General features: G+C 57.9%; 25 protein-coding genes. 2 read left to right on the top strand and 23 right to left on the bottom strand.

The window, feature by feature from the left end; genetic code table 11:
• Window positions 1–14 precede the first annotated feature (14 nt).
• The 23 genes from nusA to dnaK form a co-directional block, all read right to left on the bottom strand.
• Window positions 15–1,661 carry a transcription termination factor NusA gene (gene nusA / locus F0155_RS06340; RefSeq protein WP_150523655.1) on the bottom strand — a complete coding sequence of 549 codons (1,647 nt, stop codon included), beginning with the start codon at window positions 1,659–1,661 and terminating at the stop codon, window positions 15–17.
• Window positions 1,662–1,739: 78 nt separating this feature from the next.
• Complete coding sequence (rimP, locus tag F0155_RS06335) at window positions 1,740–2,333, bottom strand: ribosome maturation factor RimP (protein WP_150523654.1); 594 nt, start codon at window positions 2,331–2,333, stop codon at window positions 1,740–1,742.
• Between the two features lie 223 nt (window positions 2,334–2,556).
• On the bottom strand, window positions 2,557–3,249 hold the full coding sequence (trmB, locus tag F0155_RS06330) for a tRNA (guanine(46)-N(7))-methyltransferase TrmB (protein ID WP_150523653.1): 693 nt from the start codon (window positions 3,247–3,249) through the stop codon (window positions 2,557–2,559).
• 68 nt (window positions 3,250–3,317) lie between these two features.
• Window positions 3,318–4,490, bottom strand: coding sequence for a methionine adenosyltransferase (metK, locus tag F0155_RS06325; RefSeq protein WP_150523652.1), 1,173 nt, complete (start codon window positions 4,488–4,490; stop codon window positions 3,318–3,320).
• 109 nt (window positions 4,491–4,599) lie between these two features.
• On the bottom strand, window positions 4,600–5,007 hold the full coding sequence (locus F0155_RS06320) for a helix-turn-helix domain-containing protein (RefSeq protein WP_150523651.1): 408 nt from the start codon (window positions 5,005–5,007) through the stop codon (window positions 4,600–4,602).
• A gap of 195 nt (window positions 5,008–5,202) precedes the next feature.
• Window positions 5,203–6,828: an apolipoprotein N-acyltransferase gene (lnt, locus tag F0155_RS06315; protein WP_150523650.1), complete on the bottom strand. Its 1,626-nt coding sequence runs from the start codon at window positions 6,826–6,828 to the stop codon at window positions 5,203–5,205.
• 122 nt (window positions 6,829–6,950) lie between these two features.
• A complete protein-coding gene (locus F0155_RS06310; RefSeq protein WP_208999158.1) occupies window positions 6,951–8,147 on the bottom strand; it encodes a transporter associated domain-containing protein in 1,197 nt (398 codons plus the stop codon).
• A gap of 33 nt (window positions 8,148–8,180) precedes the next feature.
• A complete protein-coding gene (ybeY, locus tag F0155_RS06305) occupies window positions 8,181–8,714 on the bottom strand; it encodes an rRNA maturation RNase YbeY (RefSeq protein WP_244303470.1) in 534 nt (177 codons plus the stop codon).
• A complete protein-coding gene (locus F0155_RS06300; RefSeq protein ID WP_150523823.1) occupies window positions 8,689–9,774 on the bottom strand; it encodes a PhoH family protein in 1,086 nt (361 codons plus the stop codon). Before F0155_RS06300 ends, ybeY begins: the two co-directional genes overlap by 26 nt.
• A 22-nt stretch (window positions 9,775–9,796) precedes the next feature.
• Complete coding sequence (gene miaB, locus F0155_RS06295) at window positions 9,797–11,266, bottom strand: tRNA (N6-isopentenyl adenosine(37)-C2)-methylthiotransferase MiaB (RefSeq protein ID WP_150523647.1); 1,470 nt, start codon at window positions 11,264–11,266, stop codon at window positions 9,797–9,799.
• Window positions 11,267–11,457: 191 nt separating this feature from the next.
• On the bottom strand, window positions 11,458–12,240 hold the full coding sequence (olsA, locus tag F0155_RS06290) for a lyso-ornithine lipid O-acyltransferase (RefSeq protein WP_150523646.1): 783 nt from the start codon (window positions 12,238–12,240) through the stop codon (window positions 11,458–11,460).
• On the bottom strand, window positions 12,227–12,697 hold the full coding sequence (locus F0155_RS06285) for a Fur family transcriptional regulator (protein WP_150523645.1): 471 nt from the start codon (window positions 12,695–12,697) through the stop codon (window positions 12,227–12,229). Before F0155_RS06285 ends, olsA begins: the two co-directional genes overlap by 14 nt.
• Before the next feature lie 39 nt (window positions 12,698–12,736).
• The gene (rimI, locus tag F0155_RS06280; RefSeq protein ID WP_150523644.1) at window positions 12,737–13,225 is read right to left on the bottom strand and encodes a ribosomal protein S18-alanine N-acetyltransferase; all 489 of its coding nucleotides are present in this window, start codon (window positions 13,223–13,225) and stop codon (window positions 12,737–12,739) included.
• The gene (tsaB, locus tag F0155_RS06275; RefSeq protein WP_150523643.1) at window positions 13,222–13,899 is read right to left on the bottom strand and encodes a tRNA (adenosine(37)-N6)-threonylcarbamoyltransferase complex dimerization subunit type 1 TsaB; all 678 of its coding nucleotides are present in this window, start codon (window positions 13,897–13,899) and stop codon (window positions 13,222–13,224) included. The genes rimI and tsaB overlap by 4 nt, the downstream gene beginning before the upstream one ends.
• A gap of 150 nt (window positions 13,900–14,049) precedes the next feature.
• On the bottom strand, window positions 14,050–14,610 hold the full coding sequence (locus F0155_RS06270; RefSeq protein WP_150523642.1) for a NifU family protein: 561 nt from the start codon (window positions 14,608–14,610) through the stop codon (window positions 14,050–14,052).
• A 221-nt stretch (window positions 14,611–14,831) separates the two neighbouring features.
• A complete protein-coding gene (locus tag F0155_RS06265; RefSeq protein WP_150523641.1) occupies window positions 14,832–15,326 on the bottom strand; it encodes a universal stress protein in 495 nt (164 codons plus the stop codon).
• A gap of 61 nt (window positions 15,327–15,387) precedes the next feature.
• On the bottom strand, window positions 15,388–16,692 hold the full coding sequence (gene hslU / locus F0155_RS06260) for an ATP-dependent protease ATPase subunit HslU (protein WP_150523640.1): 1,305 nt from the start codon (window positions 16,690–16,692) through the stop codon (window positions 15,388–15,390).
• Window positions 16,693–16,713: 21 nt separating this feature from the next.
• Window positions 16,714–17,805 carry a hypothetical protein gene (locus F0155_RS06255; RefSeq protein WP_150523639.1) on the bottom strand — a complete coding sequence of 364 codons (1,092 nt, stop codon included), beginning with the start codon at window positions 17,803–17,805 and terminating at the stop codon, window positions 16,714–16,716.
• Window positions 17,802–18,362, bottom strand: coding sequence for an ATP-dependent protease subunit HslV (gene hslV, locus F0155_RS06250; RefSeq protein WP_150523638.1), 561 nt, complete (start codon window positions 18,360–18,362; stop codon window positions 17,802–17,804). Before hslV ends, F0155_RS06255 begins: the two co-directional genes overlap by 4 nt.
• A gap of 76 nt (window positions 18,363–18,438) precedes the next feature.
• Window positions 18,439–19,026, bottom strand: coding sequence for an NADPH-dependent FMN reductase (locus F0155_RS06245; RefSeq protein WP_150523637.1), 588 nt, complete (start codon window positions 19,024–19,026; stop codon window positions 18,439–18,441).
• A gap of 57 nt (window positions 19,027–19,083) precedes the next feature.
• On the bottom strand, window positions 19,084–19,749 hold the full coding sequence (locus tag F0155_RS06240) for a class I SAM-dependent methyltransferase (protein WP_150523636.1): 666 nt from the start codon (window positions 19,747–19,749) through the stop codon (window positions 19,084–19,086).
• Window positions 19,750–19,831: 82 nt separating this feature from the next.
• Entirely contained in the window at window positions 19,832–20,959 is a 1,128-nt protein-coding gene (dnaJ, locus tag F0155_RS06235) for a molecular chaperone DnaJ (protein WP_150523635.1), read from the bottom strand.
• Between the two features lie 164 nt (window positions 20,960–21,123).
• Window positions 21,124–23,037, bottom strand: coding sequence for a molecular chaperone DnaK (dnaK, locus tag F0155_RS06230; protein WP_150523634.1), 1,914 nt, complete (start codon window positions 23,035–23,037; stop codon window positions 21,124–21,126).
• A 265-nt stretch (window positions 23,038–23,302) separates the two neighbouring features.
• Here dnaK and F0155_RS06225 point away from each other — a divergent pair, with 265 nt between their 5' ends.
• Together F0155_RS06225 and F0155_RS06220 are read left to right on the top strand one after the other, a co-directional pair.
• Window positions 23,303–24,205, top strand: coding sequence for a glycine-rich domain-containing protein (locus F0155_RS06225; protein WP_150523633.1), 903 nt, complete (start codon window positions 23,303–23,305; stop codon window positions 24,203–24,205).
• Window position 24,206: 1 nt separating this feature from the next.
• Window positions 24,207–24,830: an alpha-ketoglutarate-dependent dioxygenase AlkB gene (locus F0155_RS06220; RefSeq protein ID WP_244303469.1), complete on the top strand. Its 624-nt coding sequence runs from the start codon at window positions 24,207–24,209 to the stop codon at window positions 24,828–24,830.
• The last annotated feature ends 2 nt before the right edge of the window (window positions 24,831–24,832 follow it).

Below are 24,832 nucleotides of genomic sequence, written 5' to 3'. Positions count from 1 at the left end.
CCGCCTGTAACATTTCAGCCGTTCAGGATGACGTCGTCTGACGCCACTTCCTCACCAGCTTCATCTTCAGCTTCGTCCTCGAGATCTTCGTCAGCTACGTCCTGAACCAGATCCTCTTCGGAAATCCATCCTGCGGCGACACGTGCAGCCATTACCATGGCTTCTGCATCAGCGCGAGACAGATCGAACTCGCTCAGCGAACCTTCGAAGCGCTTGGTCTCACCGTCCTTGCGTTCGGACCAGCCAACGAGGTCGTCAGCTGCACAACCGGCGAGGTCTTCCAGAGACTTGATGTCGTCCTTGCCGAGCGCCACCATCATTGCGGTGGTTATACCGTCAATGGACCGCAGATCATCGGAAACACCCAGTTCAACGCGCTCTGCGTCAAGTTTTGCTTCCAGCTCTTCAAGATAGTCACGAGCACGAGCCTGAATTTCTTCAGCAGTCTCGTCGTCGAAGCCTTCGATCATCGAAATCTCGTCGGGCTCAACATACGCGACCTCTTCCACGGATGTGAAGCCCTCGGTTGCCAAAAGCTGGCCGACCATCTCGTCAACGTTAAGGGCTTCCATGAAGAGCTGCGAGCGCTCAAGGAATTCCTTCTGACGACGCTCGGATTCTTCCTGCTCCGTCATGATGTCAATCGCCCAACCGGTCAGCTGGGAAGCAAGGCGCACGTTCTGGCCACGGCGACCGATCGCCAGTGACAGTTGCTCGTCGGGAACAACCACTTCGATGCGTTCGGCATCTTCGTCCAGAACAACCTTGGCCACTTCAGCTGGCTGCAGGGCATTGACGATGAAAGTTGCCGGATCGTCATTCCACGGAATGATGTCGATCTTTTCGCCTTGCAATTCGCCAACAACGGCCTGCACACGGCTACCACGCATACCAACGCAGGCACCAACAGGATCGATCGAGCTGTCCTTGGAAATGACCGCAATCTTCGCACGCGACCCCGGATCGCGAGCAACGGTGCGGATCTCGATTACGCCATCATAGATTTCCGGAACTTCGGAAGCAAACAGCTTTGCCATGAATTGCGGATGAGTACGCGACAGGAAAATCTGCGGACCGCGCTGTTCGCGGCGAACATCGTAGATATAGGCGCGAATGCGGTCTCCGGTGCGGAAGATTTCGCGCGGGATCAGCTCATCCCGGCGCACGATACCTTCACCGCGGCCAAGATCGATGATGACATTGCCATATTCGGCGCGCTTGACGACACCGTTGATGACTTCGCCAATACGATCCTTGAATTCGTCGTACTGGCGATCACGCTCAGCTTCACGAACCTTTTGAACGATGACCTGTTTTGCGGACTGGGCAGCAATTCGGCCAAAATCCAGCGGGGGCAGCGGGTCGGCAATGAAGTCACCAAGAGCTGCTTCCGGATTGCGATTGCGGGCATCCTGCAGGGCGATTTCAGTGGAAACGTTTTCCACTTCATCCACGACCTGAAGAAGACGCTGCAAGCGGATCTCTCCGGTCTTCGGATTGATCTCTGCGCGAACTTCCGTTTCCGTGCCGTAGCGCGAACGGGCAGCTTTTTGAATCGCATCTTCCATGGCCGAGATAACGATGGTGCGATCTATCGACTTTTCCCGCGCAACTGCGTCAGCAATCTGCAGCAACTCCAGCCGGTTAGCGCTGATAGCCATTCACTTCACTCCTCTGGCGCCGCTTGTTCTTGGATCCTTGGCGCGCTGTCTGCCATTCCTGTTCGCGAGCGGTGCCGCTCAATTCGGATCATTGTCCTGAACGAAGTCCTGATCCTCACCGCGGGCTGCCAGTGCGGCCTTTTCCGCCTTCAAGGCGGCGGTGATCAGGTCGTCGGTCAGAACGAGTTTCGCCTCGCCGATCTCCGCGATCTGCAGCGAAACCGTATCTTCCTCATCTGCCTTGACGTCCGGCAGGCGTATTTTCGCGACACCCGCTTCAGCTCCGAGCAACTGGCCACGGAACCGCTTACGGCCTGCCTGCAGAACCGTCATCTCGATCTTCACTTCATGGCCGGACCAACGCACAAAGTCGCTCTCACGAACCAGCGGGCGATCAATACCCGGGGACGACACTTCAAGGTGGTAGGCACGGTTGATCGGATCTTCCACATCCAGCGCCGGGGAAACGGCGCGGCTGACGGTTTCACAATCTTCCACGGTCATGGTGCCATCAGGACGCTCTGCCATTATCTGCAAGGTGCATCCATTGGCGGCGCTGATCTTTGTGCGCACGAGACGATATCCGAGATCCTCGATCACGGGTTCCACAATGGCTGCAACGCGGGCGTCAAGCCCCTGCTCCGTTACGATCCTTGCTTCGTTTGCGCTCAAAAAAATGCTCCTGTACGGGCCACATCAATTTCGTTGCTCGACCCCAAATCCGCAGCAAACTGGCGAGTAGCTAACCAAAAAAGAGCGGGTCCCTCTCGGGCCCACTCTCAAGCTGCCTTATAAAGCCGTTTGAGGTGAAACAACGGCTGTATACTTCCAAACCACCCGGAAAGGCAATACCCTGACGGGAAAAGAGCCAGATTTCCGCGAAACCTGTCGGATTTTATACTGAACTGCGCCCAAAGGTGAGGTAACGCGGGACCCGGCCCTCGCGAAAGGCCTTCGCCTCATACCTTGTTCCGGGCCAATTGTTCCAGGGCGCGCGCCAATCCGCAGCGCATTCCGCCTTCCACTCAAAGGCAGGATGCTCCCGGCAATGGCGAAGGGTCCAGTCCACATAGGTGTCAATGTCGCTGGCAAAACGAAATTCGGCGCCCGGTTTGAGGACACGGGCATAACGATCGAGATTTTGCTGGTTGATGAACCGCCGCTTCCAATGCCGCTTCTTGGGCCAGGGATCCGGATAAAGCTGGTAAGCCAGATCGATGGACGCTGCAGGCAACCAATCGAGCAACTTGATCGCATCATCGTCAAACAGACGAATGTTAGTCATGCCTTCCTCGGCCACGGCATGAACAACCTTCGCCATCGACGTGACAAACGGCTCCACGCCGATGAAGCCGACGGTCGGATTTTCCCGAGCCCTGTGAAGCAGGTGCTCCCCGCCGCCAAACCCTACTTCCAGCCAGACTGCGCTGACATCCTGAGGAAAAAGGGCTCTGATTTCTTCGGGCGAAGGCTCAGCGACATCTATGCCGATGCGCGCCAATTCGCCCTCAAGCAGCGCACTGCGGCTAGGGCTGAGAGGCTTGCCCTTTCGGCGCCCGAAAAAAGAACCGTCGTAGTAATCAGTCATCTTGAACCAGAGCGCCGACCAATTGGTCGGCGCTCCCCATTCTCATCCTTTTGAACCAAGTCGAAGCCTTACCCGGCAATCGTCTTCATCGCGTCAACCAGATCGGTCTTTTCCCAAGTGAAACCGCCGGTTTCGTCCGGCTGACGACCAAAGTGACCATAGGCTGCGGTACGCTCATAGATCGCGTTGTTCAGGTTCAGGTGCTCACGAATGCCGCGCGGGCTGAGGCCCATGACATCCCGCAGGCCCTTTTCCAGCTTCGCCACATCGCAGCGGCCCGTGTCATGCAGGTCGACATAGACGGAAAGCGGATCGGAAACGCCGATGGCGTAGGACAACTGGATGGTGCACCGGTCAGCAAGATCAGCAGCAACGATGTTCTTGGCAAGATAGCGGGCAGCATATGCTGCAGACCGATCAACCTTGGTCGGATCCTTGCCGGAGAACGCACCGCCGCCATGGGGCGCCGCACCACCATAGGTATCAACGATGATCTTGCGGCCGGTCAGACCGCAGTCGCCGTCCGGACCACCGATCACGAAGGCGCCCGTCGGATTGACGTGCCAGATGGTTTCATCGGAGATCATGCCATCCGGCAGGGCCTGACGGATGTAGGGCTCAACGATCTGGCGCACATCAGCAGAAGAAAGACCCGCATCCAGATGCTGGGTGGACAGAACAATTGAAGTCGCAGCAACAGGCTTGCCACCTTCATAGCGAACCGTGACCTGGCTCTTGGCATCCGGGCCCAGCACCGGCTCACGGCCAGACTTGCGGGCTTCTGCCAACAGCTGAAGAATTCTGTGGGAATAAAGGATCGGAGCCGGCATCAGCTCCGGGGTCTCGCGGCATGCATATCCGAACATGATGCCCTGGTCGCCCGCGCCTTCATCCTTGTTGCCCGAAGCATCAACACCTTGGGCGATGTGGGCAGATTGCGCATGAAGGTGAACTGCGATGTCGCAATTCTCCCAGTGAAAGCCTTCCTGCTCATAGCCGATATCCTTGATGGCCATGCGCGCCAGGTGGGCGATCAGATCATGAGTAACGGTAGCCGGTCCCCGGGTTTCACCGGCGATCACGACACGATTGGTGGTCGCGAGCGTTTCACACGCCACGCGCGCATCCGGCATTTCGGAAAGAAATGCGTCGACCACAGCATCAGAGATGCGGTCACAAACCTTGTCCGGATGCCCCTCGGAAACGGATTCGGAGGTAAACAGGTAATCTTGACGGGCCATTGGCGAACGTCCTTCTGGGAATGAATATAGAAGAAGCGGCGGTTACAACCGCCGCTTCCCGCGCATCAATCTAAGAAGAACGTGTTCCCGTCAAGTCGGGAAATCGATTTTATAGCTCTTCGCCAGCCAGCGAACGAACCAAATCGACGATCCGGCGACGAACCTTCGGGTCGTCAATGCGGACAAACGCCTTGTTCAAGGACAGGCCTTCCGACGAAGACAGGAAATCCACGACATAGGATGTCGGCTGGGATTCGCCGAAACCTTCTGCCTCTTCCGGGGTTCCTGGTGCATCTTCGAAGAAAAAGGCAACCGGAACCTTCAGAATCGTAGCGATATGCTGAAGACGGCTTGCGCCAATGCGGTTGGTACCTTTTTCGTATTTCTGAATCTGCTGGAATGTAATTCCAAGGCTTTCGCCGAGCTTTTCCTGGCTCATGCCAAGCATCATACGACGAAGACGAACTCGACTACCGACGTGAACGTCGATTGGGTTGGGAGCCTTTTTACTGGGCATATCGCATTTACTTTCTTTTTCTGGGCGCCTTCACGCCTTCCGTGTTCCCTAAACCGGTAAACCGTGCGATTCCCACATTCGCTGGCCCGTTGCGGACATGCCCCAAATACATCCGCCACCGGCTCATTAAACTCGCCTCACCTGAGCGATGATTTGGTTGTACCACAACGGTTGCACAATACCAAAGCAATTTTATCAACTAGGACGGGAGCTCAGGTTGTATTTTCCAACCATTGCAAAAACTGCAGCAATTAATACAAGGGAAACAAATAGTTTATCGCCATAACTGCCGTAGAGTGTCGACTGCATTTTTCCGGGGATTTTTTCGTCTACAACCCCTGTTTCGTATATTTCAAGACGACTTACAACCCTCCCCTTAGAGTCGACAACAGTAGAAATACCAGTATTCGCCGCCCGGATCAGAGGTATTCCTTGTTCGATTGATCGCATGACGGATTGTGCCAAGTGCTGATACGGGCCAGGCGTTTTGCCGAACCAGGCATCGTTGGTGACATTGAGCAACCAATCCGGGCGGTTGGCCTCACCGCGCCCATATTGGGGAAAAATCGCTTCGTAACAGATCAACGGAAGCAACGGCGGAAACCCGGCCAGTTCGAGCACCTTGCGCCGATATCCAGCCTGAAACCCTTCCGGAGCATCAACAAGTGCGGAAATTCCGAAGCGCTCCAGAAGCTCCTCTAAAGGAAGGTATTCGCCAAAAGGGACAAGGTGGACCTTGTCGTAAACGTCCAGCACGGCGCCGGTATGATCGATGAAATAGATACTGTTGAAGAACTGGGCTGCGTCTCCGGTCATGTCCGCACGCACTGCACCAGTCGCAAGCGTCGTCTGGTCGTTCAAAGCTTGTGCGATCCTGAAAAGGGCACCGGGCTCGCGCGTCAACAGGAAAGGTATGGCAGATTCCGGCCAAACAATAATCCGTCGCTGGCCGACCCTCGCATTGCCACCAAGCGGCTGCTGCGACATGTCCAATAGCGTGTTGAATACCAGATCCCGGTTTTCGGGCAGCCACTTTTCGTCTTGCGGGATCGACGGCTGGATGATGCGAACATCCACATCCGAAACCTCTGGGTCTTCGGCCACATTGAGCCGATGGTATCCGAAGCCCGCCAGCCCCAGGCCAACAAGACAAAGAACAGCAAATGGCCGAAGCTTGCGCGACAAGCGCGCGGGATCAGACAAAATGGCCGGGGCGCATGAGAGGAGAACAGTCAAAAATCCGAGACCATAGATCCCGACAAGGCTCGCTGTCTGGCTCAAAACCAGACTACCTGACACGCCATAGCCGAACGCATTCCAGGGAAAACCCGTTAGTACATGCCCACGGAGCCAGTCAAAGACGGCAAGGCTCGCAGCAAGCAGGAATATCCGACCCCACCCCTCGTGCCAGAAAAGCGCGGCTACAGCGACAGCGCAGCCGGTGAAAAGCGCCAGCCCGATGGGCATGGCCAGCACGGCAAAAGGCAGCATCCAGGCGAACCTGTCAGCCTCGACCAGGAAGGCCGATCCGATCCACCAGAAACTCGCCAGGAAATAGCCGAAGCCAAAGACCCAGCCCAGTCTGAAGCCTTTCCACATGCGCCCGGCAGCGGACATGGTGTGCGAAGACATAGCCCCGTCCATGAGCCAAACCAGAAAGGGAAACGCGATCAGGAGCAGCGGAATGAGGTGATAGGGCGGAAGAGAAAAGGCCGCCGCCACCCCGGCGACGAGCGCCAGACCGGACCGGCGCCAGCCCCAGGCCAGAAGGCAGGTGTTGGGAAACACCATGAAAATGGCGGCGAGCGAGCTGGTATTCATGACAATCCGGTGATGATTTGCATGTACCGAGCTTTGTCGAAACCACCCGACAAGGTCAAGGCGAGCCGCCGCCATATACATGGGGAGAATTCAGGATATCCCGGTCAGAGTGCAAAGACCCGTCAGCTCTTGGCCTCTGTACCTGCCATGGCAGCTGTTTCTGCGGACTCTCCCTTGCCGGCCTTAGCAGACGCAGCGTCATCTGCCGTTGGGGTTTCTGTTCGCTTCTGGCGCCTGCGAAGATCGCCGGTCCTGTGCTCTACGCGTCGGCGTCGAATTTTCAGGCGCTTGATCCGCCGCGGATCGGCATCAAGAACTTCAAATTCATAGCCGGGCACTTCTGCCACATAAAGCAGCTCGCCCCTCACCGGAACACGGCCCGCCGTCACGTAGAGAAGTCCACCGAGCGTATCGACGTCCTCTGTCAACTCGCCCTTGGCAAGGTCGCTGCCCAAGGCTTCATCAAGCTCTTCAAGCGGCAGACCCGGATCGGCATTCCACACCCCGTCACCTGTCGGGGTGAGCATGGCCTCTTCATCCTCGTCGTGCTCGTCCTCGATATCACCGACAACTTCCTCGACCAGATCCTCCAGGGAAACCAGCCCGTCAGTTCCGCCATATTCGTCAATGACCAGAGCCATCTGGATGCGAACTGCCTGCATCTTTGCCATGAGGTCGGTTGCCGGCATTGAGGGTGGTACGAACAAGAGATCCCGGACAAGATCCGTATCCTTGAGCTCTGTCGTCAGGTCCACCGAACCAAGATCAATCTCGCGGCTGTTGTGTCCACGCCCAGCGGGATCGGCTTTCTCCTCGGCATCGGAGGCGTCTTCATTCTTGTCCGACTTGCAATGACCACCGCACTCCGCGATATAGGCCATGAGATCCTTGATATGGACCATGCCCCGCGGGTCATCCAGTGTTTCATGATAGACCGGCATGCGGGAGTGTCCGCTTTCCCGGAAGAGGTCGAGCACCCGCCCAAGCGAGGTGCTGCTATCAACGGAGTCAATGTTGGCGCGCGGGATCATCACGTCATCCACGCGCAGCTCCCGCAAGCGAAGGATGTTTCCAAGAAGCATCCGTTCTTCCGGCGAGAAGCTGGCACCGCCGCCGCCATTCGCGAGCTCGACTTCCAGATTTTCACGAAGATTGGCGCCTCGACCGAGGCCAAAAAGGTTTTTAAGTCTTGTCCAGACAGCCGCGGTTTCCCGCGGCTTGCTCGGCTGGGGCTCTTCGCCGTCCTGCCCCATTTGCGAAGCCGGACTGGCCGATGCACCGGCGTTCTCCGAGCTTGCTGTATTCGTAGCGGTCATCATCATCAGTATGCAATAGACACGGGGTGACCCGTATTATTCTCCTTCAACCAGCAGAGGTCGATCCACATAAGGGTCTTCATACCCTAGGGAAGCCATGATCTGCCTTTCTTTGGTTTCCATGACTTCGGCCTCTTCTTCATCAAGATGATCATAATCAAAAAGATGAAGCAAACCGTGAACAAACAAATGGGTTAGGTGAGCGGGAAATTCAATTCCCATTTCTTCAGCTTCGCGCATAACCGTTTCATGCGCGACAACTATGTCACCGAGCAGTGGCCCATAACGGTCACCTTCGGGATCGCTTCCGGGAAAGGACAGCACATTTGTCGGCTTGTCCTTCTCCCGCCAATTGCGGTTCAGCACCTGAATGGCGCTGTCGTCGGTCAGGACCACCGACAGCTCGCTGTTCGGCACAATCTCCAGACCGGAAGCCAGAGTAACAGCAACCGCCCTTGAACAAAGCTGCAAGAGCGCGTCCTGATCTCCCCATGCACCGGCCTCGACAGAGAGGTCGATCGTGAAGTCTTCCGGTAGCGCCGGATCAGCTCGGTTGGTCGGCTCGTTCACCGGCTCCCCTTGCGTTGGTGTTGCGCCGTTCATTGTACCGCCGCTCACGCTCTTCCGATGCCTCACGCGACGCGTTGTCATATGCCGTCACGATCCGTGCCACCAACTCGTGACGGACAACATCGATTTCGGTGAAGCGGACATGGGCCACCCCTTCGACATCGGTCAGGAGACCGAGTGCCTCACGAAGTCCCGATGTCTGACCGGCAGGTAAGTCAATCTGACTGGGATCACCGGTGACGATCATCTTGGACCCCTCACCAAGACGGGTCAGGAACATCTTCATCTGCATGGATGTCGTGTTCTGCGCCTCGTCGAGCAGCACAACCGCATTTGACAGGGTACGTCCGCGCATGAAGGCCAGTGGAGCCACTTCAATCATGCCCGACTGCAGGCCACGATCCACCTTCTCCGGCGGCATCATGTCATATAGCGCGTCATAAAGTGGACGCAGGTAGGGATCGACCTTCTCCTTCATGTCGCCGGGCAGAAAGCCCAGACGCTCGCCTGCTTCAACTGCAGGGCGCGACAGGATCAGCCGTGATGCGTCTCCGCGTTCAATCAATGCGGCAGCATAGGCAACCGCAAGATAAGTCTTGCCCGTACCGGCAGGTCCGGTTCCGAACACCAGATCGGCACGATCCATTGCACGGATATAGGCATCTTGTGTTGGAGTGCGAGCGACAACCGTCTTGCGCCGCGTGGAGATCTGCGCAAAGGCCAGCCGTGATTTCGGCTCCAGTGTCGGCAACGGAAGTTGGGCGTCTGCAGAAGCTGCCATGCGCAACGCCCCTTCCACATCACCGGGATGAATCTCGTGTCCCTGCAACAGGCGCTGATAAAGAGATTCAAGGGCGGCCCGTGCCTGATTGCAGGCTGTTTGCGAGCCTTTCAGGGTGACCTGATTGCCACGTGCGATTGCGTCAATGGACAATCGCTGCTCCAGCAGCGCCAGATTTTGGTCAAACTGGCCAAAGAGATCCCCGATCAATCGGTTATCTTCAAATGCCAGGACAATGTGAGTGAGATCAGAAGCTGCGGAAGGATTTACAGCCGCCACTTTTCGTACCGAAGACTGGCCATCACGCGTCAAATGCCACCTCCTTGAGGTCCGGGGCCTGAGACAGGGTTTCATTGTGCCCTTCAATCAGGCGTCCGAACAGCGAATTACTTCCAATCTCAACGATTTCCACCGGTTGTACAGAACCGATCAGTACGTCTGGTGCATCAATCTGGACCGGCTGAAGCCATGGTGACTTGCCGACAAGCTGCCCCGGAAGACGGCCTTTTTTCTCAAACAGAACGTCGCAGGTCATGCCCAGACGTGAGGCGTTGAAAGCCTTTTGCTGCTCAGTCACAAGCGCCTGCAGCTCGGCAAGACGGGCTGTCTTCACGTCCTCTGGCACCTGATCTGCCATGGTCGCACCGGGGGTTCCGGGACGCTGGCTGTATTTGAAGGAAAAGGCCGAGCCGTATCCCACTCGGCGGATCAGATCCATGGTGTCTTCGAAATCCGCATCCGATTCGCCGGGGAAGCCGACGATGAAATCACCGGAAAGGGCAATGTCGGGAGCAGCTTCCCGGATCCGGTCGATCAGACGGAAATAGTCGTCGCGCGTGTGCTTGCGGTTCATTGCTTTCAGGATCTTGTCCGAGCCTGACTGAACCGGCAGATGGAGATAGGGCATCAGGGATTTGAGGTCCCGATGGGCTTCAATCAGCTCATCATCCATGTCGCGCGGATGGCTGGTCGTATAGCGCAGCCGGTCCAGCCCCTCGATTTCGGCAAGGCGGCGCAGCAATCGGCCAAGACCCCATGTCTCACCGTCCGGCCCGTCCCCATGATAGGCGTTGACGTTCTGGCCGAGCAGAGTGACTTCGCGAACACCGCTTGCCGCCATGCGTTCGGCTTCATCGATGATCTGGGACACCGAGCGCGAAACTTCCGCACCACGGGTGTAGGGCACGACGCAGAAGGTGCAGAACTTGTCGCACCCTTCCTGCACCGTGAGGAACGCAGACGGAGCACGCTGCAGTTTGGGCTTTTCGACCTTTTCGGACAGATGGTCGAACTTGGCGTCGATATCGAATTCGGTCTCGACGACCTTCTCTCCGCCCTTTGCCTTCCTCAACAGGTCCGGCAACTGGTGATAGCTTTGCGGGCCGACAACAAGGTCAACGATCGGCGCACGGCGCGAGATTTCCGCGCCTTCCGCCTGAGCAACGCAACCGGCAACACCCACCACCATTTCCTTGCCCTCGCGGGCACGTTCCGTCTTGATCTTGCGAATACGGCCAAGCTCTGAATAGACCTTTTCGGCAGCCTTTTCACGGATATGACAGGTATTGAGCAGAACTAGATCGGCGTCATCGACAGAATCCGTTGCCGTATAGCCTTCACGTGCCAGAACATCCGTCATGCGTTCGCTGTCATAGACATTCATCTGGCAGCCATAGGTCTTCACGAAGACCTTGCGTGGCGCAGGTACAGCCTCACCGTCCTTGGAGAGGGTCTCGTCTTTATTGATCTGGTGTTCCGGGCGACCGGTCATGCGCTCCTCGGGGCCCTTGTGGGCCGATCAGTTTCGGTGGTTCTGGGCAGCGCGGGCCAGCACTCAATCAGTGCGGCTAAAAGGCCAACGGCCAGAGCGCTGCTACGGCAGTCTTGCGCCTGCTTTAGCGCTTTTTTCCGGTCTTGAGAATAGCTGTTTGCTGCAAGGGAGCCTGAAATCCGCCTGATCGGTCAATTCCCGGCAAGTGCATGAACGGTCAGCGACCGCACTTCTTCCTCTAGATGCCGGGAGAGGCTTTTGCGATCCGTATCTTTCGTTATCAGGACGGGAGCGCCCCATGTGATCACGACATCAAGCGCCCCATCACAAAAAACGCCCCAAAGATGGTCAGGCAGTTCCATGTCACCATACCAGGCGACATGCGGGCGAAATTGCCTGCCCATCGGGAAACCGTGCAGGTTCCGGTAGACGATCGACAGGGGCTGGACCCAGACATCCACCTGCGTTTCACCCAATTGCCGCGTTGCCGCGCCAAGCAGGGCGGAGCGGAAGGGCAGCACGCAGTTTCCGTCATTCGACGTGCCCTCCGCAAAGAGAACCATCGCATCTCCGGCAGCCATGCGATCGGCGATTTCGCTTGTCACCCGCCCGGTATCCGAACGCCGCTGCCGATCGACAAAGACCGTTCGCTGCAACTTGGCAAACAGGCCGAATATCGGCCAACCCGCGACCTCGGACTTTGCAATGAAGGACAGGGGCATGAGAGCGCCAATGACCGGTATGTCGACCCACGAAACATGATTGGCGGTGATCAGAAGCGGACGACCCGTTGCCGGCTTTCCAATCTGCTGCACCTTGAAGCCAACGAGCCGGCCTGCAATCCTGTGCCAGATCATGGGAAGCTGTTTCCTGACCTTCCATCCCGCTTTCACCGCCAGCCATTGCGGAGGGATGAGGATCAGGGTGACAAGGCCCAGCACCCCGATGGTGAGGATGGCCTTAATCCGAGCCATCGGGCTCGCCATCCTTGCTCTTTTTATCGTCCCGTTTATCCAGCGGAACGCCATAGAGCTCCAGACGATGATCAACCAGACGATAGCCAAGGCGCTTTGCGATGAACTCCTGCAAAGCCTCGATTTCCTCATTGCGGAATTCGATCACCTCGCCGCTGCGCAGATCAATCAGGTGGTCATGATGTTCGTCGGGAACAGTCTCGTAGCGGGAACGACCATCGCGGAAATCGTGACGCTCTATCATGCCAGCGTCCTCGAACAGCTTCACGGTTCGATAGACGGTCGAGATCGAGATCCCCGTATCTATGGCAGAGGCACGGCGATAAAGCTCTTCGACATCGGGATGATCGTCTGAGGCTTCTTCCAGCACTGTGGCAATCACGCGGCGCTGGCCGGTCATGCGCATGCCCTTGGCCGCACATTTTTCCGCCAGTGTCGTTGGCTGTTCCTCGTCCATCGGTGCAATGCTCGCCGTTTTTTGCCCTGACAGCAGCGATTACCGAAGATCGACCCTCATGACAAGCGCGGTTCCGTCCCCCTTGCCATTGCGATAGTAACCTTTCCGCTCGCCGATCTGGCGAAATCCAAGGCTCTTGTAGAGCAGGACCGCAGGGTCATTGGCCGAATCAACTTCAAGAAACAGGCACTCGCAGCGGTCGGAATAGAGGCGAAAGATCGCCTCCTGCATCAGCTTTTTTCCAACGCCCCGTCCGCGGCTGCGCGGATGAACCGCAATGGTCAGGACTTCGGCCTCACCGGCAACCGACCGAATGATGATAAAGCCCAGTGGATTACGGGTGCCATAGGGGCTTGCCCGGCGGGCCTCCAGAATCATCACGCCGTCCTGGCCCTTGAGCCGGGACAGTTCGTCTTCATCCCACTGATGAGGAAAGGAAAGCCCGTGGATCTCGGCAAGCTTTGGCAAATCCTCGTCCAGCGCCTCTTCCACAACGGGTGGCGATGTCCAGAACCACCAAAAATTCATTGCCGCATGATCCTTCCAGATTTGCCGGGAGTTGCATCCGGTGCCCGCAGATAGAGCGGCACCGGCGCAGCCGATTTCGGGTCGGTGATCACGCCCAATCGCGCCACATCGCCTATGGCCGGATAGCCACAGGACGAGCGGACACAATCCATGTCGAAACCGCAAGCCACTGCGATACGCTCGGCTGCCGATCCCGCAAGACGGATCCCATCTGGAAGGGTACGGGCAAGCTCACCTATTGTCTGGACACCTGCGTCATCAATCGGTTGCCCCTCCACAGAAAAGCGCTGGCAATAGACCTCGTCTCCCTTGCCATCAAGAGCGACAAGCAGGGGTCCATCGTGATCCGGGCCGCTATGGGCAAGGGCAATGGCTGCCAGCGTGGTTACCCCAACAACCGGTTTTTGCAGCACGAGACCGAATCCCCGCGCCACCGAGAGGCCGACCCTCAGACCAGTGAAGCTGCCCGGCCCGGTGGTGACAACGATACGATCCAGCTCGTTGAAGGCTGTCGAGGATTCCGCCATGACTTCCGAGATGATCGACATCAGCATCTCGGCATGACCGCGGCCGATCTCTTCGCCGCGTTCGGTCAAGCGGACAGCGCCCGGATTGTCGTCCAGGACAGCGGCCGCACAATTGGCCAAGGCCGTATCGATGGCAAGAACACGCATGGGAAATGGCTACACCTGAAAGACCGGATCTGTCGAGCCGCGCTTTCGACTTAACCCGAAGGTTGGGCTTGTGATCTTTTAAACGCCATAGTTGGCAAAAAACCCGGCGCGGACGCCGGGTTCTTCACCGAACTCATGGCAATTCGACCCTCAGATCGGGCGCACTTCCTGAACCTCGGGAACAAAATGACGCAGCAGGTTCTGAATGCCGTGCTGCAATGTCGCCGTGGAAGAGGGGCATCCGGCGCAGGCGCCGCGCATGGAAAGATAGACGATGCCTTCCTTGAACCCCTTGAAGGTTATGTCGCCGCCATCCTGCGCGACAGCGGGGCGGACACGGGTTTCAAGCAGGTCCTTGATCGTGTTGACCGTTTCCTGATCTTCCGCTTCGAAGAATTCACCTTCCTCGGTATCCTCGGCTTCGCCTGACGCCATGACCGGCTGACCGGACATGAACTGTTCCATGATCGCGCCAAGGATCGCCGGCTTCATGTGCTGCCAGTCGGATCCGTCCTGCTTCGTCACGGTGATGAAATCATAGCCGAAGAAAATGGCCGTCACGCCGGGAACCTGAAACAGCTTCTCGGCAAGGGGGGATGCCCCGGCCTCGGCTGCGGAGGTGAAGTCATAAGTTCCGCTTTCCAGAACCACACGGCCCGGCAGAAACTTCAGCGTGGCCGGATTCGGAGTGGCCTCTGTCTGAATAAACATGGTGCTCTTCCTTGCGCGATCTGGATCGCCTTGAGGTTGTCGGGTTCGAACGCTGCCCTCGCCAAGCGTGCGTTCGCCCTTCCTGTTTTGACAATTATCGTAGATTGGCGATGCAAAATCCAGAGTGCAAAGCCAACTACTTTGGAATTTTTATAAACTAGCTAATGCGGCCTTGGCGTAAAACAAGACCTGTTGATGCCCGATCTGCAAATTCCGCGCACTCAGGCGAGTGCGGCGATGGAATCGTCGTCCAGATTTCCCGGCACGATTGTGATCGGAATCGGGAAGCTGCCAGAAGCCTTGCCAGCAATCGAAGACACGAGAGGTCCAGGACCGTCCGCACTCATGCCAGCTGCCAACACCAGAATGGCAATGTCTGCATCGGTGTCGATCAGGTCGAGAATGGTCTCCGACATGTTGCCTTCGCGCACCACTGTTTCCGGCTCGGTACGCGCAACGGACCGCACGCGGTTTGAAGCCTTTGCAAGGGTCGCCTCGGCGGCTTCCGTTGCTTCCGCGCGCATGATGTTCTCGACACCCAGCCAGTGCTGGAAGTCGTCCGGGGTGATGACCGCGAGAAGCGTCACCACTCCGCCGGTGCGTGCTGCACGCTTGGCCGCATAGACAATGGCCCGATCGCATTCCGGGGTGTCGTCAACGACAACCAGAAACTTGCGACGGTGACCTTCTTCATTACTTTTACGGATCGCTACCATTCGCGCATGCTGCCATCGGGTTTGCCGTATCGCAAGAGTTTCGATACGGCAGTTTCACTTGTCACAGAATAAACTTGGAAAGGTCGACATTCTTGGCGAGCTCGCCAATGTTGTCGCGCACATAGGCCGCCGTGATCTCGATGCTCTCGCCCGAGCGATCCGGTGCCGTGAAGGACACTTCGTCCAGCACACGCTCCATCACGGTCTGCAAACGACGAGCCCCAATGTTCTCGACTGACGCATTGAGATCGACGGCCACCTGCGCCAGTTCGTCAATGGCATCTTCGGTGAAAGACAGGTCCAGATTCTCTGTCTTCAGGAGAGCGACATATTGTTTGATCAGGCTGGCTTCCGGCTCGGTCAGGATCGCGCGGAAGTCTTCCTTGGTCAGGGCCTTCAGTTCCACACGGATCGGCAAACGGCCCTGCAATTCCGGCAGGAGATCGGAGGGCTTGGCCACATGGAAGGCACCGGAAGCAATGAACAAAATGTGGTCGGTCTTCACTGGCCCGTGCTTGGTGGAGACAACGGTTCCCTCGATCAGCGGCAGCAGATCCCGCTGCACGCCCTCGCGGGAGACATCGGCCCCGGAGCGGCCTTCCCGGGCACAGATCTTGTCGATCTCGTCGAGAAACACGATGCCGGAGTTTTCGACCAGTGAGACAGCTTCGGAGACAATCTTGTCTTCGTCCAGAAGCTTGTCCGACTCCTCGTTGACCAGCATTTCGTGCGAATCGCGAACGGTCGTGCGTTTGGTTTTGGTCTGGCCGCCAAAGGCCTTTCCCAAAAGATCGGACATGTTCATGACGCCGACGCTTGCACCTGGCATGCCTGGCAAATCGAAACTCGGCATCTGGGCCTGCGCCCGGACCTCGATCTCGATTTCCTTGTCGTCCATGTCGCCTTCGCGAAGCTTCTTGCGGAAGCTGTCGCGGGTGGCAGGGCTTGCATTGGCCCCGACCAGCGCATCGAGAACGCGCTCTTCGGCCAGAACATGCGCCTTGGCCTTGACCTGCTCGCGCTTTTCGGAACGAACCAGAGAGATGCCGGCCTCAACCAGATCGCGGACGATCTGCTCTACATCGCGGCCGACATACCCAACCTCGGTAAACTTGGTTGCCTCAACCTTTGTGAAGGGCGCATTTGCCAATTTTGCCAAACGGCGGGCGATCTCGGTCTTGCCGACCCCGGTCGGGCCGATCATCAGGATGTTCTTCGGCAGAACCTCCTCGCGCATCTGCCCTTCAAGCTGCTGACGGCGCCAGCGATTGCGCAGGGCAATGGCAACGGCCCGCTTGGCATCCTTTTGGCCAACAATGAACCGATCCAGTTCGGATACTGTTTCTCTCGGTGAAAAGTCAGTCATGTGTCGTCTTTCAATTCAGGTTCACCCGACCGCCGGCACGAAGCGCATGAGAGCGGAGGAGGCGAACGGCGTCAGCAGAAGGCGGCGCACACTGCGCCAGGCCGAACCAAGCAGGAGGATGAAGCACCCAAGCAAGACCAGCGTCACTGTGAAGGAGGCTTCGTTGGAAATCTCTGCGGTGTTCATGAGCGAGGCAATGGCAAAGCCGAAATAGCTGAGCCCGGACACCAGCAGGGCGCGCCGATCGACAACAATGGCCACAAAGGCGAGCGCGAGGAAAAAGCCGATCACCAGGATCGAATTCCCTGCCCCCTCAACCGAGTTGCCACCGGTCACCAATTGGAAAACCGAATGCATCAGCAGCGGCGCCGCCATGAGATGAAGCCAGAAAGCCTTGTCGCTGTTGACTGTCATTCTTTGAAGGTCGCGACTGTCGAAAACCATGGCCGTGGCGAAGCTGGCCAGACCCGCAAGAAGGGCAAAGACCACCAGATTTCGTTCAAGAGATCCCGGACTTGCCACGTCGATCGCCAGCGCCACCAGAAACAGACCCGCACCCGTGACGCCTGTCAGCCCGACCGGAACCTTGAAGCGCCAATAGTGGAGGGCTGCCCCTGCAAGCGTCACCACAGCTGGCAAGAGCAAGGCAATGCTGTCCTTGTTCGCCAGAACGTCGTCTCCATGACGATCAGGTCCTGACAGGCCCAGCATGCAGGCCACCAGAAACATGGGAGTGAAGGTCACCGTCAGGACAAAGGACGGCAGGGCCAACCGCATTTTCTTCGCAAAGATCTCGGAAAGAACCCAGACTGCGGCGGCTCCGCCGAAAGCGGCAATCTTGGCCGACGCGACGGACTGGAGACCGTAGACAAGGCCCAGCAGCAGGATTCCGATGCCCATGGTAATGAAGACATCGTGGAACCCGCGGGCGAAACGCACCTCTTCCGCATCCACATGGTTGATTTCAAGCGGGTCGCGATTTCCACCCGCATGTGGCCAGAACTCGGCCAACCTGTCGGCTTGCGCATCTGTCAGAATTCCCTCGTCGACCGCCAGCCGCAGACGGGTCTGATCGAGTTCGGGTGCTCTGTTTTGGCCCTCGTTCAGGCTCAAGTCGCAGACTCCAGCATCTCCACCGTCACACTCTCGTTTGTGTAGACGCAAATATCGGCGGCGACCGCCATGGCCTTGCGGGCTATGGCTTCGGCATCTAGATCGCTGTCTGCCAGAGCCTTCGCGGCAGCAAGCGCATAGTTTCCGCCAGATCCGATCCCCATGATGCCGCCTTCCGGCTCAAGAACATCGCCTGTTCCAGTCAGGGCCAGCGAGGTCGTTTTGTCCGCGACAAGCATCATGGCTTCCAGACGCCGCAAGTAACGATCTGTCCGCCAGTCCTTGGCAAGCTCCACGCAGGCACGCATCAGCTGGCCGGGATATTGTTCCAGCTTTGCTTCCAGGCGTTCAAACAGGGTGAAGGCGTCAGCAGTTGCCCCGGCAAAGCCCGCGATCACGTCGCCCTTGGCCAGTGGCCGCACCTTGCGTGCGGTATGTTTGATCACCGTTGGGCCGAGCGACACCTGACCATCACCCGCAATGACGACCTTGCCGCCCTTGCGCACCATCACAATCGTGGTGCCATGCCATACTTCGGGGTTTCGGCTGTCGCTCATCTTGTCCTCATGTCGTCTGCATTTCGGCCCCCTATGTAGGCGCCGGACTGAAGGAATCCAAGCGGGCGACCTCTGATCAATCCCGCTTTTGCAGGCGAACCTGCTTCAGAAGGGCCGCCACCATCGCATCCAGCATGCCTGCCAGTCGGCTGTCGGTCAGATCACCCTTTTCGTCGAATGCGGCCATGGCGCCGCCAACGGACACCATCTGCGGCAGGACAAGCGCTCCAAGTCCGACTTCCAGAATTGTCCGCATGCCGATCAGGCCGCGCAATCCACCGATTGCACCCGGGCTGGCGCTCCCGATGGCAAAAACGCGACCCTTGTAGACGATGCCTTGCGGTTCGCCCGGCTCGTTGATGCGGCTCACCCAGTCCAGAGTATTTTTCAGGAGAGGGGTGATGCCGGCGTTGTATTCCGGGCAGGCAATGAAAATGCCGTCCTGCGCCTGCATCAGCTTCTTCAGCTTTTGAGCTGGCGCCGGAACACCGCTGGCAGATTCATAATCACCGTCATAGAGGGGCAGAGGGTAGTCCTTGAGGGATACTATCGTGACGTCCGCATCGGCAAGAGCCAGCTTCTTGCCGACAAGAGCCGCAAGCTTCGTATTCACCGATCCAGCCCGTGAGGACCCGGACATCACCATGATTTTCGGATTGCTCATGATCATCCCTTATTCGCCCAAAAGATCGACCTGTCTAACGGCCCACACTCCGCAAAACTAGCGTCCGTGGGTTGTGCCGACAACCGGCCCCTTGCAATGGCGATACACCCAGACACGGGCGGGGGGAAGATTTTTCCAGATCCAGCCCGATGCCATTGCCTTTATGTCGCCACTCGGTTTTACCGGGGGCAGCAGGCCATAGGAAAACTGGATGAAGGGAGCGCCGGACGGAAGGATCTGAAAGACCTCGGCAAGCAGGTCGGCGCGGACATTATCCGGCCGGTTGAGCAGCGGCAGCGAAGATACGATCGCATCGAAGTGCAAAGTGCCATCTTCCGCACCGAGGGTCTTGCCGATGGAATAGGCATCGCCTTCCACCACATGAATGCCGGGGAAGCGTGAACGAAGATGGCGACAAAATTCCGGGCTGTATTCGATTGTGGTCAGGTTCTGGTGACGAATGCCCCGCTCCAGAAGCGCCTTGGTGACCGAGCCGGTGCCCGGGCCGAGTTCCAGAACGCGTGTATGTGGTCCAACATCGACAAATGACACCATCTTGTGCGCGAGATCGGCACCGGACGGCGCCACGGCACCCGTCTTGAGCGGATTTTCCACCCAGGTGCGCAAGAACTGCAGCTCCTCGATGGAGTTCAGCTTGTCAGATTTCAGACGCTGGAACTTGTCCTTCAAACTCCGGACATGGGACCGCGGCAACTCCAGCATCTTTATTCCTCACAACCCTACCAAGGCAGACGGTACCAGAAGCACAGTCCCAATAGAATCAAATAATAAGGCAGGAATACGCCTACGCGCCCAAGTTGTCTATGAAGTCCTTGACCTTGGAGAAGAAACCGGCGGATTGCGGGTGATTTTCGCCGGAGGCTTCCTTCTCGAATTCCGCAAGCAGCTCGCGCTGGCGACGGGTCAGGTTTGTCGGCGTCTCGACTGTCACCTGAATATACATGTCGCCGGCCTGCGACGACCGCATCACCGGCATGCCCTTGCCCTTGAGGCGGAATTGCTTGCCGGTCTGGGTGCCTTCGGGAACCTTGACGCGGCTGGTCTTGCCATCAACGGTCGGCACATCGAATTGGCCGCCCAGCGCTGCGGTCGACAGGGAAATCGGCACGCGGCAGTACAGATCCGCGCCGTCGCGCTGGAACAATTCATGCGGACGAATGGTCAGGAAAATGTAGAGATCGCCGGACGGACCTCCGCGCAACCCTGCTTCGCCTTCTCCGGATAGGCGGATCCGGGTGCCGTCTTCAATGCCGGCAGGAATGTTCACGGACAAGGTGCGTTCCTGGGTCTTTCGGCCAGAACCGCTACAGCCGCCACAAGGATCCGTGATCACCTGACCACGACCCTGACAGGTCGGACAGGTCCGCTCCAGCGTGAAGAACCCTTGCGCGGCGCGTACACGTCCCGCCCCGCCGCAGGTACGGCAGGCGGACGGGCTGGTGCCCGGTTTTGCGCCGGTTCCCGAGCAATTGTCACAGGTGACTGAGGTTGGCACCTCGATCTCCACGGTCTTGCCGTGGAAGGCTTCTTCAAGGGTCACATCAAGATTGTAGCGCAGGTCCGCGCCACGCTCCCGGCCACCGGAGCGACGCCCACCGCCGCCCATGCCGAAGAATTCCTCGAAAATATCGGACATGGTCGAGCCGAAGTCATGCGCGCCCGCGCCGCCGCCGCCAAAACCGCCATTTTCAAAGGCTGCATGACCGAAACGGTCATAGGCAGCGCGTTTTTGCGGATCTTTCAGCGTGTCGTAGGCTTCGTTGACTTCCTTGAACTGCGCTTCGGCATCAGCATCGCCCGGATTGCGGTCCGGGTGGTACTTCATCGCCATCTTGCGGTAGGCGCTCTTGAGCGCCTTTTCATCCGCATCGCGGGCTACGTCCAGGACTTCATAAAAGTCGCGTTTGGCCATCGAGGTTTCCCGATTTCGTCTTGCCTCTCACCTGATCGAACGGGTCAGTGAGATAAGGCGAAGGCGCCTGACACCGGAAGAACGACTTTCCACGGATGCCGACGCCTCGATATTGCATGACAGCCTGCGCAGGTTCCGCGCAGGCTGCATCGATTGCAGAAGGATTAGGCCGACTTCTTGCCGTCGTCCTGAACTTCCTCGAAGTCGGCATCGACAACGTCGTCATCCTTGGCAGATGCATCAGCGTCGTCGCCGGAGGCATCGGCGTCAGCCTGAGCAGACGCGTACATGGCTTCCCCAAGCTTCATGGAAGCTTCGGCGAGGGCCTGCGTCTTGGCCTTGATGTCCTCGACATCGCTGCCGTCCAGCGCGGCTTTCAGCTCGACCATTGCGGTCTCGATCGCCGCCTTTTCGTCGGCTCCGACCTTGTCGCCATAATCCTTCACCGACTTCTCGGTGGAGTGATACAGCGACTCGCCCTGGTTCTTGGCTTCAACCAGTTCCTTGCGCTTCTTGTCCTCATCCGCATGGGATTCGGCGTCCTTGATCATCTGGTCGATGTCTGCATCGGACAGACCACCGGATGCCTGGATGCGGATCTGCTGTTCCTTGCCCGTGCCCTTGTCCTTTGCAGACACGTTCACGATGCCGTTGGCGTCGATGTCGAAGGTCACCTCGACCTGCGGCACACCGCGCGGTGCGGGCGGAATGCCAACCAGATCGAACTGGCCGAGCATCTTGTTGTCCGCAGCCATTTCGCGCTCGCCCTGGAAGACACGGATCGTCACAGCGGTCTGATTATCTTCCGCGGTGGAGAACACCTGGCTCTTCTTGGTCGGGATCGTCGTGTTGCGGTCGATCAGACGTGTGAACACGCCGCCGAGGGTTTCGATGCCGAGCGACAACGGGGTCACGTCGAGAAGGAGAACGTCCTTGACGTCGCCCTGCAGGACGCCTGCCTGAATGGCAGCACCCATGGCCACGACTTCATCCGGGTTCACACCCTTGTGCGGATCCTTGCCGAAGAAGGTCTTCACGGTTTCCTGGATCTTCGGCATGCGGGTCATACCGCCGACGAGAACCACTTCATCGATCTGACCGGCTGCGAGACCGGCATCCTTCAGGGCTGCCTGCATCGGAGCGATCGTGCGCTTGACCAGATCATCGACCAGCGATTCGAACTTGGCGCGGGTCAGTTTCAGGGTCAGGTGCTTCGGACCGGACGCATCAGCCGTGATGAACGGCAGGTTGATTTCGGTCTGGGACGAAGAAGACAGCTCGATCTTTGCCTTTTCAGCAGCTTCCTTGAGGCGCTGAAGGGCGAGCTTGTCGTTCTTCAGGTCAATGCCCTGTTCCTTCTTGAACTCGGAAGCAAGGTAGTCGACCAGAACCATGTCGAAGTCTTCACCACCGAGGAACGTGTCGCCGTTGGTCGACTTCACTTCGAAGACGCCGTCGCCGATTTCCAGAATGGAGACGTCGAACGTGCCACCACCAAGGTCGTAGACAGCGATGGTCTTGCCATCGTTCTTGTCGAGACCATAAGCGAGCGCAGCAGCGGTCGGCTCGTTGATGATGCGCAGGACTTCAAGACCGGCAATCTTGCCAGCGTCCTTGGTCGCCTGACGCTGAGCGTCGTTGAAGTAGGCCGGAACGGTGATAACCGCCTGGGTCACTGTCTCGCCGAGATAGCTTTCGGCGGTTTCCTTCATCTTTTGCAGGATGAAGGCAGACACCTGGGACGGAGAGTATTTTTCGCCGCTGGCTTCTACCCATGCATCGCCGTTGTCCGCCTTGACGATCTCGAACGGAACCAGCTTCTTGTCCTTGGCAACGGTCGGGTCGTCAAACCGGCGACCGATCAAGCGCTTGACTGCAAAAAGGGTGTTTGTGGGGTTTGTAACCGCCTGACGCTTGGCCGGCTGACCGACAAGGCGCTCGCCATCGTCAGTGAATGCCACCATGGACGGGGTCGTCCGGGCGCCTTCTGCGTTTTCAATTACCTTGGAATCCTTGCCGTCCATGACGGCGACGCACGAGTTGGTCGTGCCGAGGTCGATACCAATGACCTTTGCCATATCTGCCTCTCTTTCTAGCAAACCGAAAAGACCCGAGACGGCATCCTTTCGGCTCCTCTCACATGATTTCCGGACTTGGCTCCGGACACCGGCGGACCAACTGTCATGTCAGCCTCACCAGCGGTTACTCGCTATATAGGTGGAGGAGAATTCACTCGCAAGTCACGAACACGGTGTGATTTGCTTGCATGGCTCTATATTTCGGTAAAACCTTGTTGGAGCGTTACCTTACCCTGCCCTTTTTTGCGAGCATCCACCGATTTCCATGGCAAATTTGCACAATCCCGACACATGCCCCACGAAAGCAACCCTGACGCAGACGAACCTGTGGCTAAGGCTGCAGGCTTGCGAACTGGACAATCCCGACGCCTCGTTCCCCTTTTCAAGGCGGCTGGCCCGGGAAAATGGCTGGTCCCATCCCTTTGCACGGCGCGTCATCACCGAATACCTGAAGTTCGTCTATCTCTGTCAACTGGACGAAGGCCCCGTCACCCCGAGCGACGAAGTGGATCAGGTCTGGCATCTGCATCTCACTTATACCCGCCACTATTGGGGGCCATTCACACAAGCCATGGGAGCCCCGCTCCACCATGGCCCGACACTTGGCGGTTCGGCGCAGGCAAGCCGGTTCGAGGAACTTTATGCCAAAACGCTTGCGCTATATCGCCGTGAGTTTGGCGAGCCCCCGCAAGATATCTGGCCCAGCGCGAAAATCCGCTTCACTCGCCCCCTCAAGGCGAAACGGATCAACGCAGAAGACGCCTGGGTCATTCCAAAACCCGAGTTTTTGAAAAGTTTGAACGGAAGACCCCACATAACTCGTTCGCACGATGGCAGGAAAAGAGCCCGACCGGCTCTGGCTGCCGCCGCGCTGATCAGTGCAACCGGCGCGGCCCTTGCCCATAGTCAACCAGCCGGGGACACCGGGCTTGAGCGGCTGTTCAATCGCCTGCATCACTGGTTTACTGAGCACACGGTCAATACTCTTGCCGTAACGCTTCTTGTCCTTGCGTTGCTGTGGGGCATTTTCACGAGCATGCGCGACAAACGCGGCAAGGGGAGTGATCGTGGTTCTAGCGGCTGTTCTTCGTCCTCTTCCGCGGGTTCAAGCAGCAGCGATGGAGACAGCGGCAGCTCGGGATGCAGCGGGTGCGGAGGTGGAGACTGAAGTGACGCCAAAGCCAGACGATTTCCCAACCGGCTTCCAGCTCTTTCCCGACTATTTCAGCCGGGACCAGCAGGACAATCTCCTCGATATCATCCGCGACTGCCTTCGGGCCGCACCGCTTTTTCAACCTGTGATGCCGCGCACCGGCAAACCTTTTTCCGTGCGCATGAGCAATTGTGGTGTGCTGGGTTGGGTATCGGATACGAACGGCTATCGGTATCAGCCGACGCACCCTGAAACCGGCGCTCCATGGCCGCCGATACCAGAAATCCTCACAACACTCTGGTCGGAGCTTGCTCCGGAAGCACCGCCACCGGAGGCCTGCCTGATCAATTTCTACGAAGACACGGCGCGTATGGGGCTGCATCAGGACAAGGATGAAGCGTTTTTCGAAGCGCCGGTCATTTCAGTCTCGCTGGGAGACACGGCCGTTTTCCGTGTTGGCGGTTCAGATCGCAAGAGCCCGACCCGCTCGATGAAACTGAGCTCGGGCGATGTCGTGGTTCTTGGGGGTGAATCCCGCCTTGCCTATCACGGGATTGACCGTGTGCTTCCAAATACCTCGACGCTCATGCGCAACGGCGGGCGCGTCAACCTGACCTTGAGGCGTGTGACCAAACCGTAAGG

The organism is Roseibium sediminis, assembly GCF_008711325.1.
In the GTDB taxonomy this organism is placed as follows: Bacteria; Pseudomonadota; Alphaproteobacteria; order Rhizobiales; family Stappiaceae; genus Roseibium; species Roseibium sediminis.
Note: the sequence above shows the minus strand (reverse complement) of the source record. Positions and strands in the feature narration are given on the sequence as shown.

Excerpts from the sequence above, each read along its gene's own strand:
- nusA (WP_150523655.1), bottom strand. The coding sequence starts at position 1,661 with ATGGCTATCAGCGCTAACCGGCTGGAGTTGCTGCAGATTGCTGACGCA.
- trmB (WP_150523653.1), bottom strand. The coding sequence starts at position 3,249 with ATGACTGATTACTACGACGGTTCTTTTTTCGGGCGCCGAAAGGGCAAG.
- metK (WP_150523652.1), bottom strand. The coding sequence starts at position 4,490 with ATGGCCCGTCAAGATTACCTGTTTACCTCCGAATCCGTTTCCGAGGGG.
- F0155_RS06320 (WP_150523651.1), bottom strand. The coding sequence starts at position 5,007 with ATGCCCAGTAAAAAGGCTCCCAACCCAATCGACGTTCACGTCGGTAGT.
- lnt (WP_150523650.1), bottom strand. The coding sequence starts at position 6,828 with ATGAATACCAGCTCGCTCGCCGCCATTTTCATGGTGTTTCCCAACACC.
- F0155_RS06310 (WP_208999158.1), bottom strand. The coding sequence starts at position 8,147 with ATGATGACCGCTACGAATACAGCAAGCTCGGAGAACGCCGGTGCATCG.
- miaB (WP_150523647.1), bottom strand. The coding sequence starts at position 11,266 with ATGACCGGTCGCCCGGAACACCAGATCAATAAAGACGAGACCCTCTCC.
- olsA (WP_150523646.1), bottom strand. The coding sequence starts at position 12,240 with ATGGCTCGGATTAAGGCCATCCTCACCATCGGGGTGCTGGGCCTTGTC.
- F0155_RS06285 (WP_150523645.1), bottom strand. The coding sequence starts at position 12,697 with ATGGACGAGGAACAGCCAACGACACTGGCGGAAAAATGTGCGGCCAAG.
- rimI (WP_150523644.1), bottom strand. The coding sequence starts at position 13,225 with ATGAATTTTTGGTGGTTCTGGACATCGCCACCCGTTGTGGAAGAGGCG.
- tsaB (WP_150523643.1), bottom strand. The coding sequence starts at position 13,899 with ATGCGTGTTCTTGCCATCGATACGGCCTTGGCCAATTGTGCGGCCGCT.
- F0155_RS06270 (WP_150523642.1), bottom strand. The coding sequence starts at position 14,610 with ATGTTTATTCAGACAGAGGCCACTCCGAATCCGGCCACGCTGAAGTTT.
- F0155_RS06265 (WP_150523641.1), bottom strand. The coding sequence starts at position 15,326 with ATGGTAGCGATCCGTAAAAGTAATGAAGAAGGTCACCGTCGCAAGTTT.
- hslU (WP_150523640.1), bottom strand. The coding sequence starts at position 16,692 with ATGACTGACTTTTCACCGAGAGAAACAGTATCCGAACTGGATCGGTTC.
- hslV (WP_150523638.1), bottom strand. The coding sequence starts at position 18,362 with ATGAGCGACAGCCGAAACCCCGAAGTATGGCATGGCACCACGATTGTG.
- F0155_RS06245 (WP_150523637.1), bottom strand. The coding sequence starts at position 19,026 with ATGAGCAATCCGAAAATCATGGTGATGTCCGGGTCCTCACGGGCTGGA.
- F0155_RS06240 (WP_150523636.1), bottom strand. The coding sequence starts at position 19,749 with ATGCTGGAGTTGCCGCGGTCCCATGTCCGGAGTTTGAAGGACAAGTTC.
- dnaJ (WP_150523635.1), bottom strand. The coding sequence starts at position 20,959 with ATGGCCAAACGCGACTTTTATGAAGTCCTGGACGTAGCCCGCGATGCG.
- dnaK (WP_150523634.1), bottom strand. The coding sequence starts at position 23,037 with ATGGCAAAGGTCATTGGTATCGACCTCGGCACGACCAACTCGTGCGTC.
- F0155_RS06225 (WP_150523633.1), top strand. The coding sequence starts at position 23,303 with ATGGCAAATTTGCACAATCCCGACACATGCCCCACGAAAGCAACCCTG.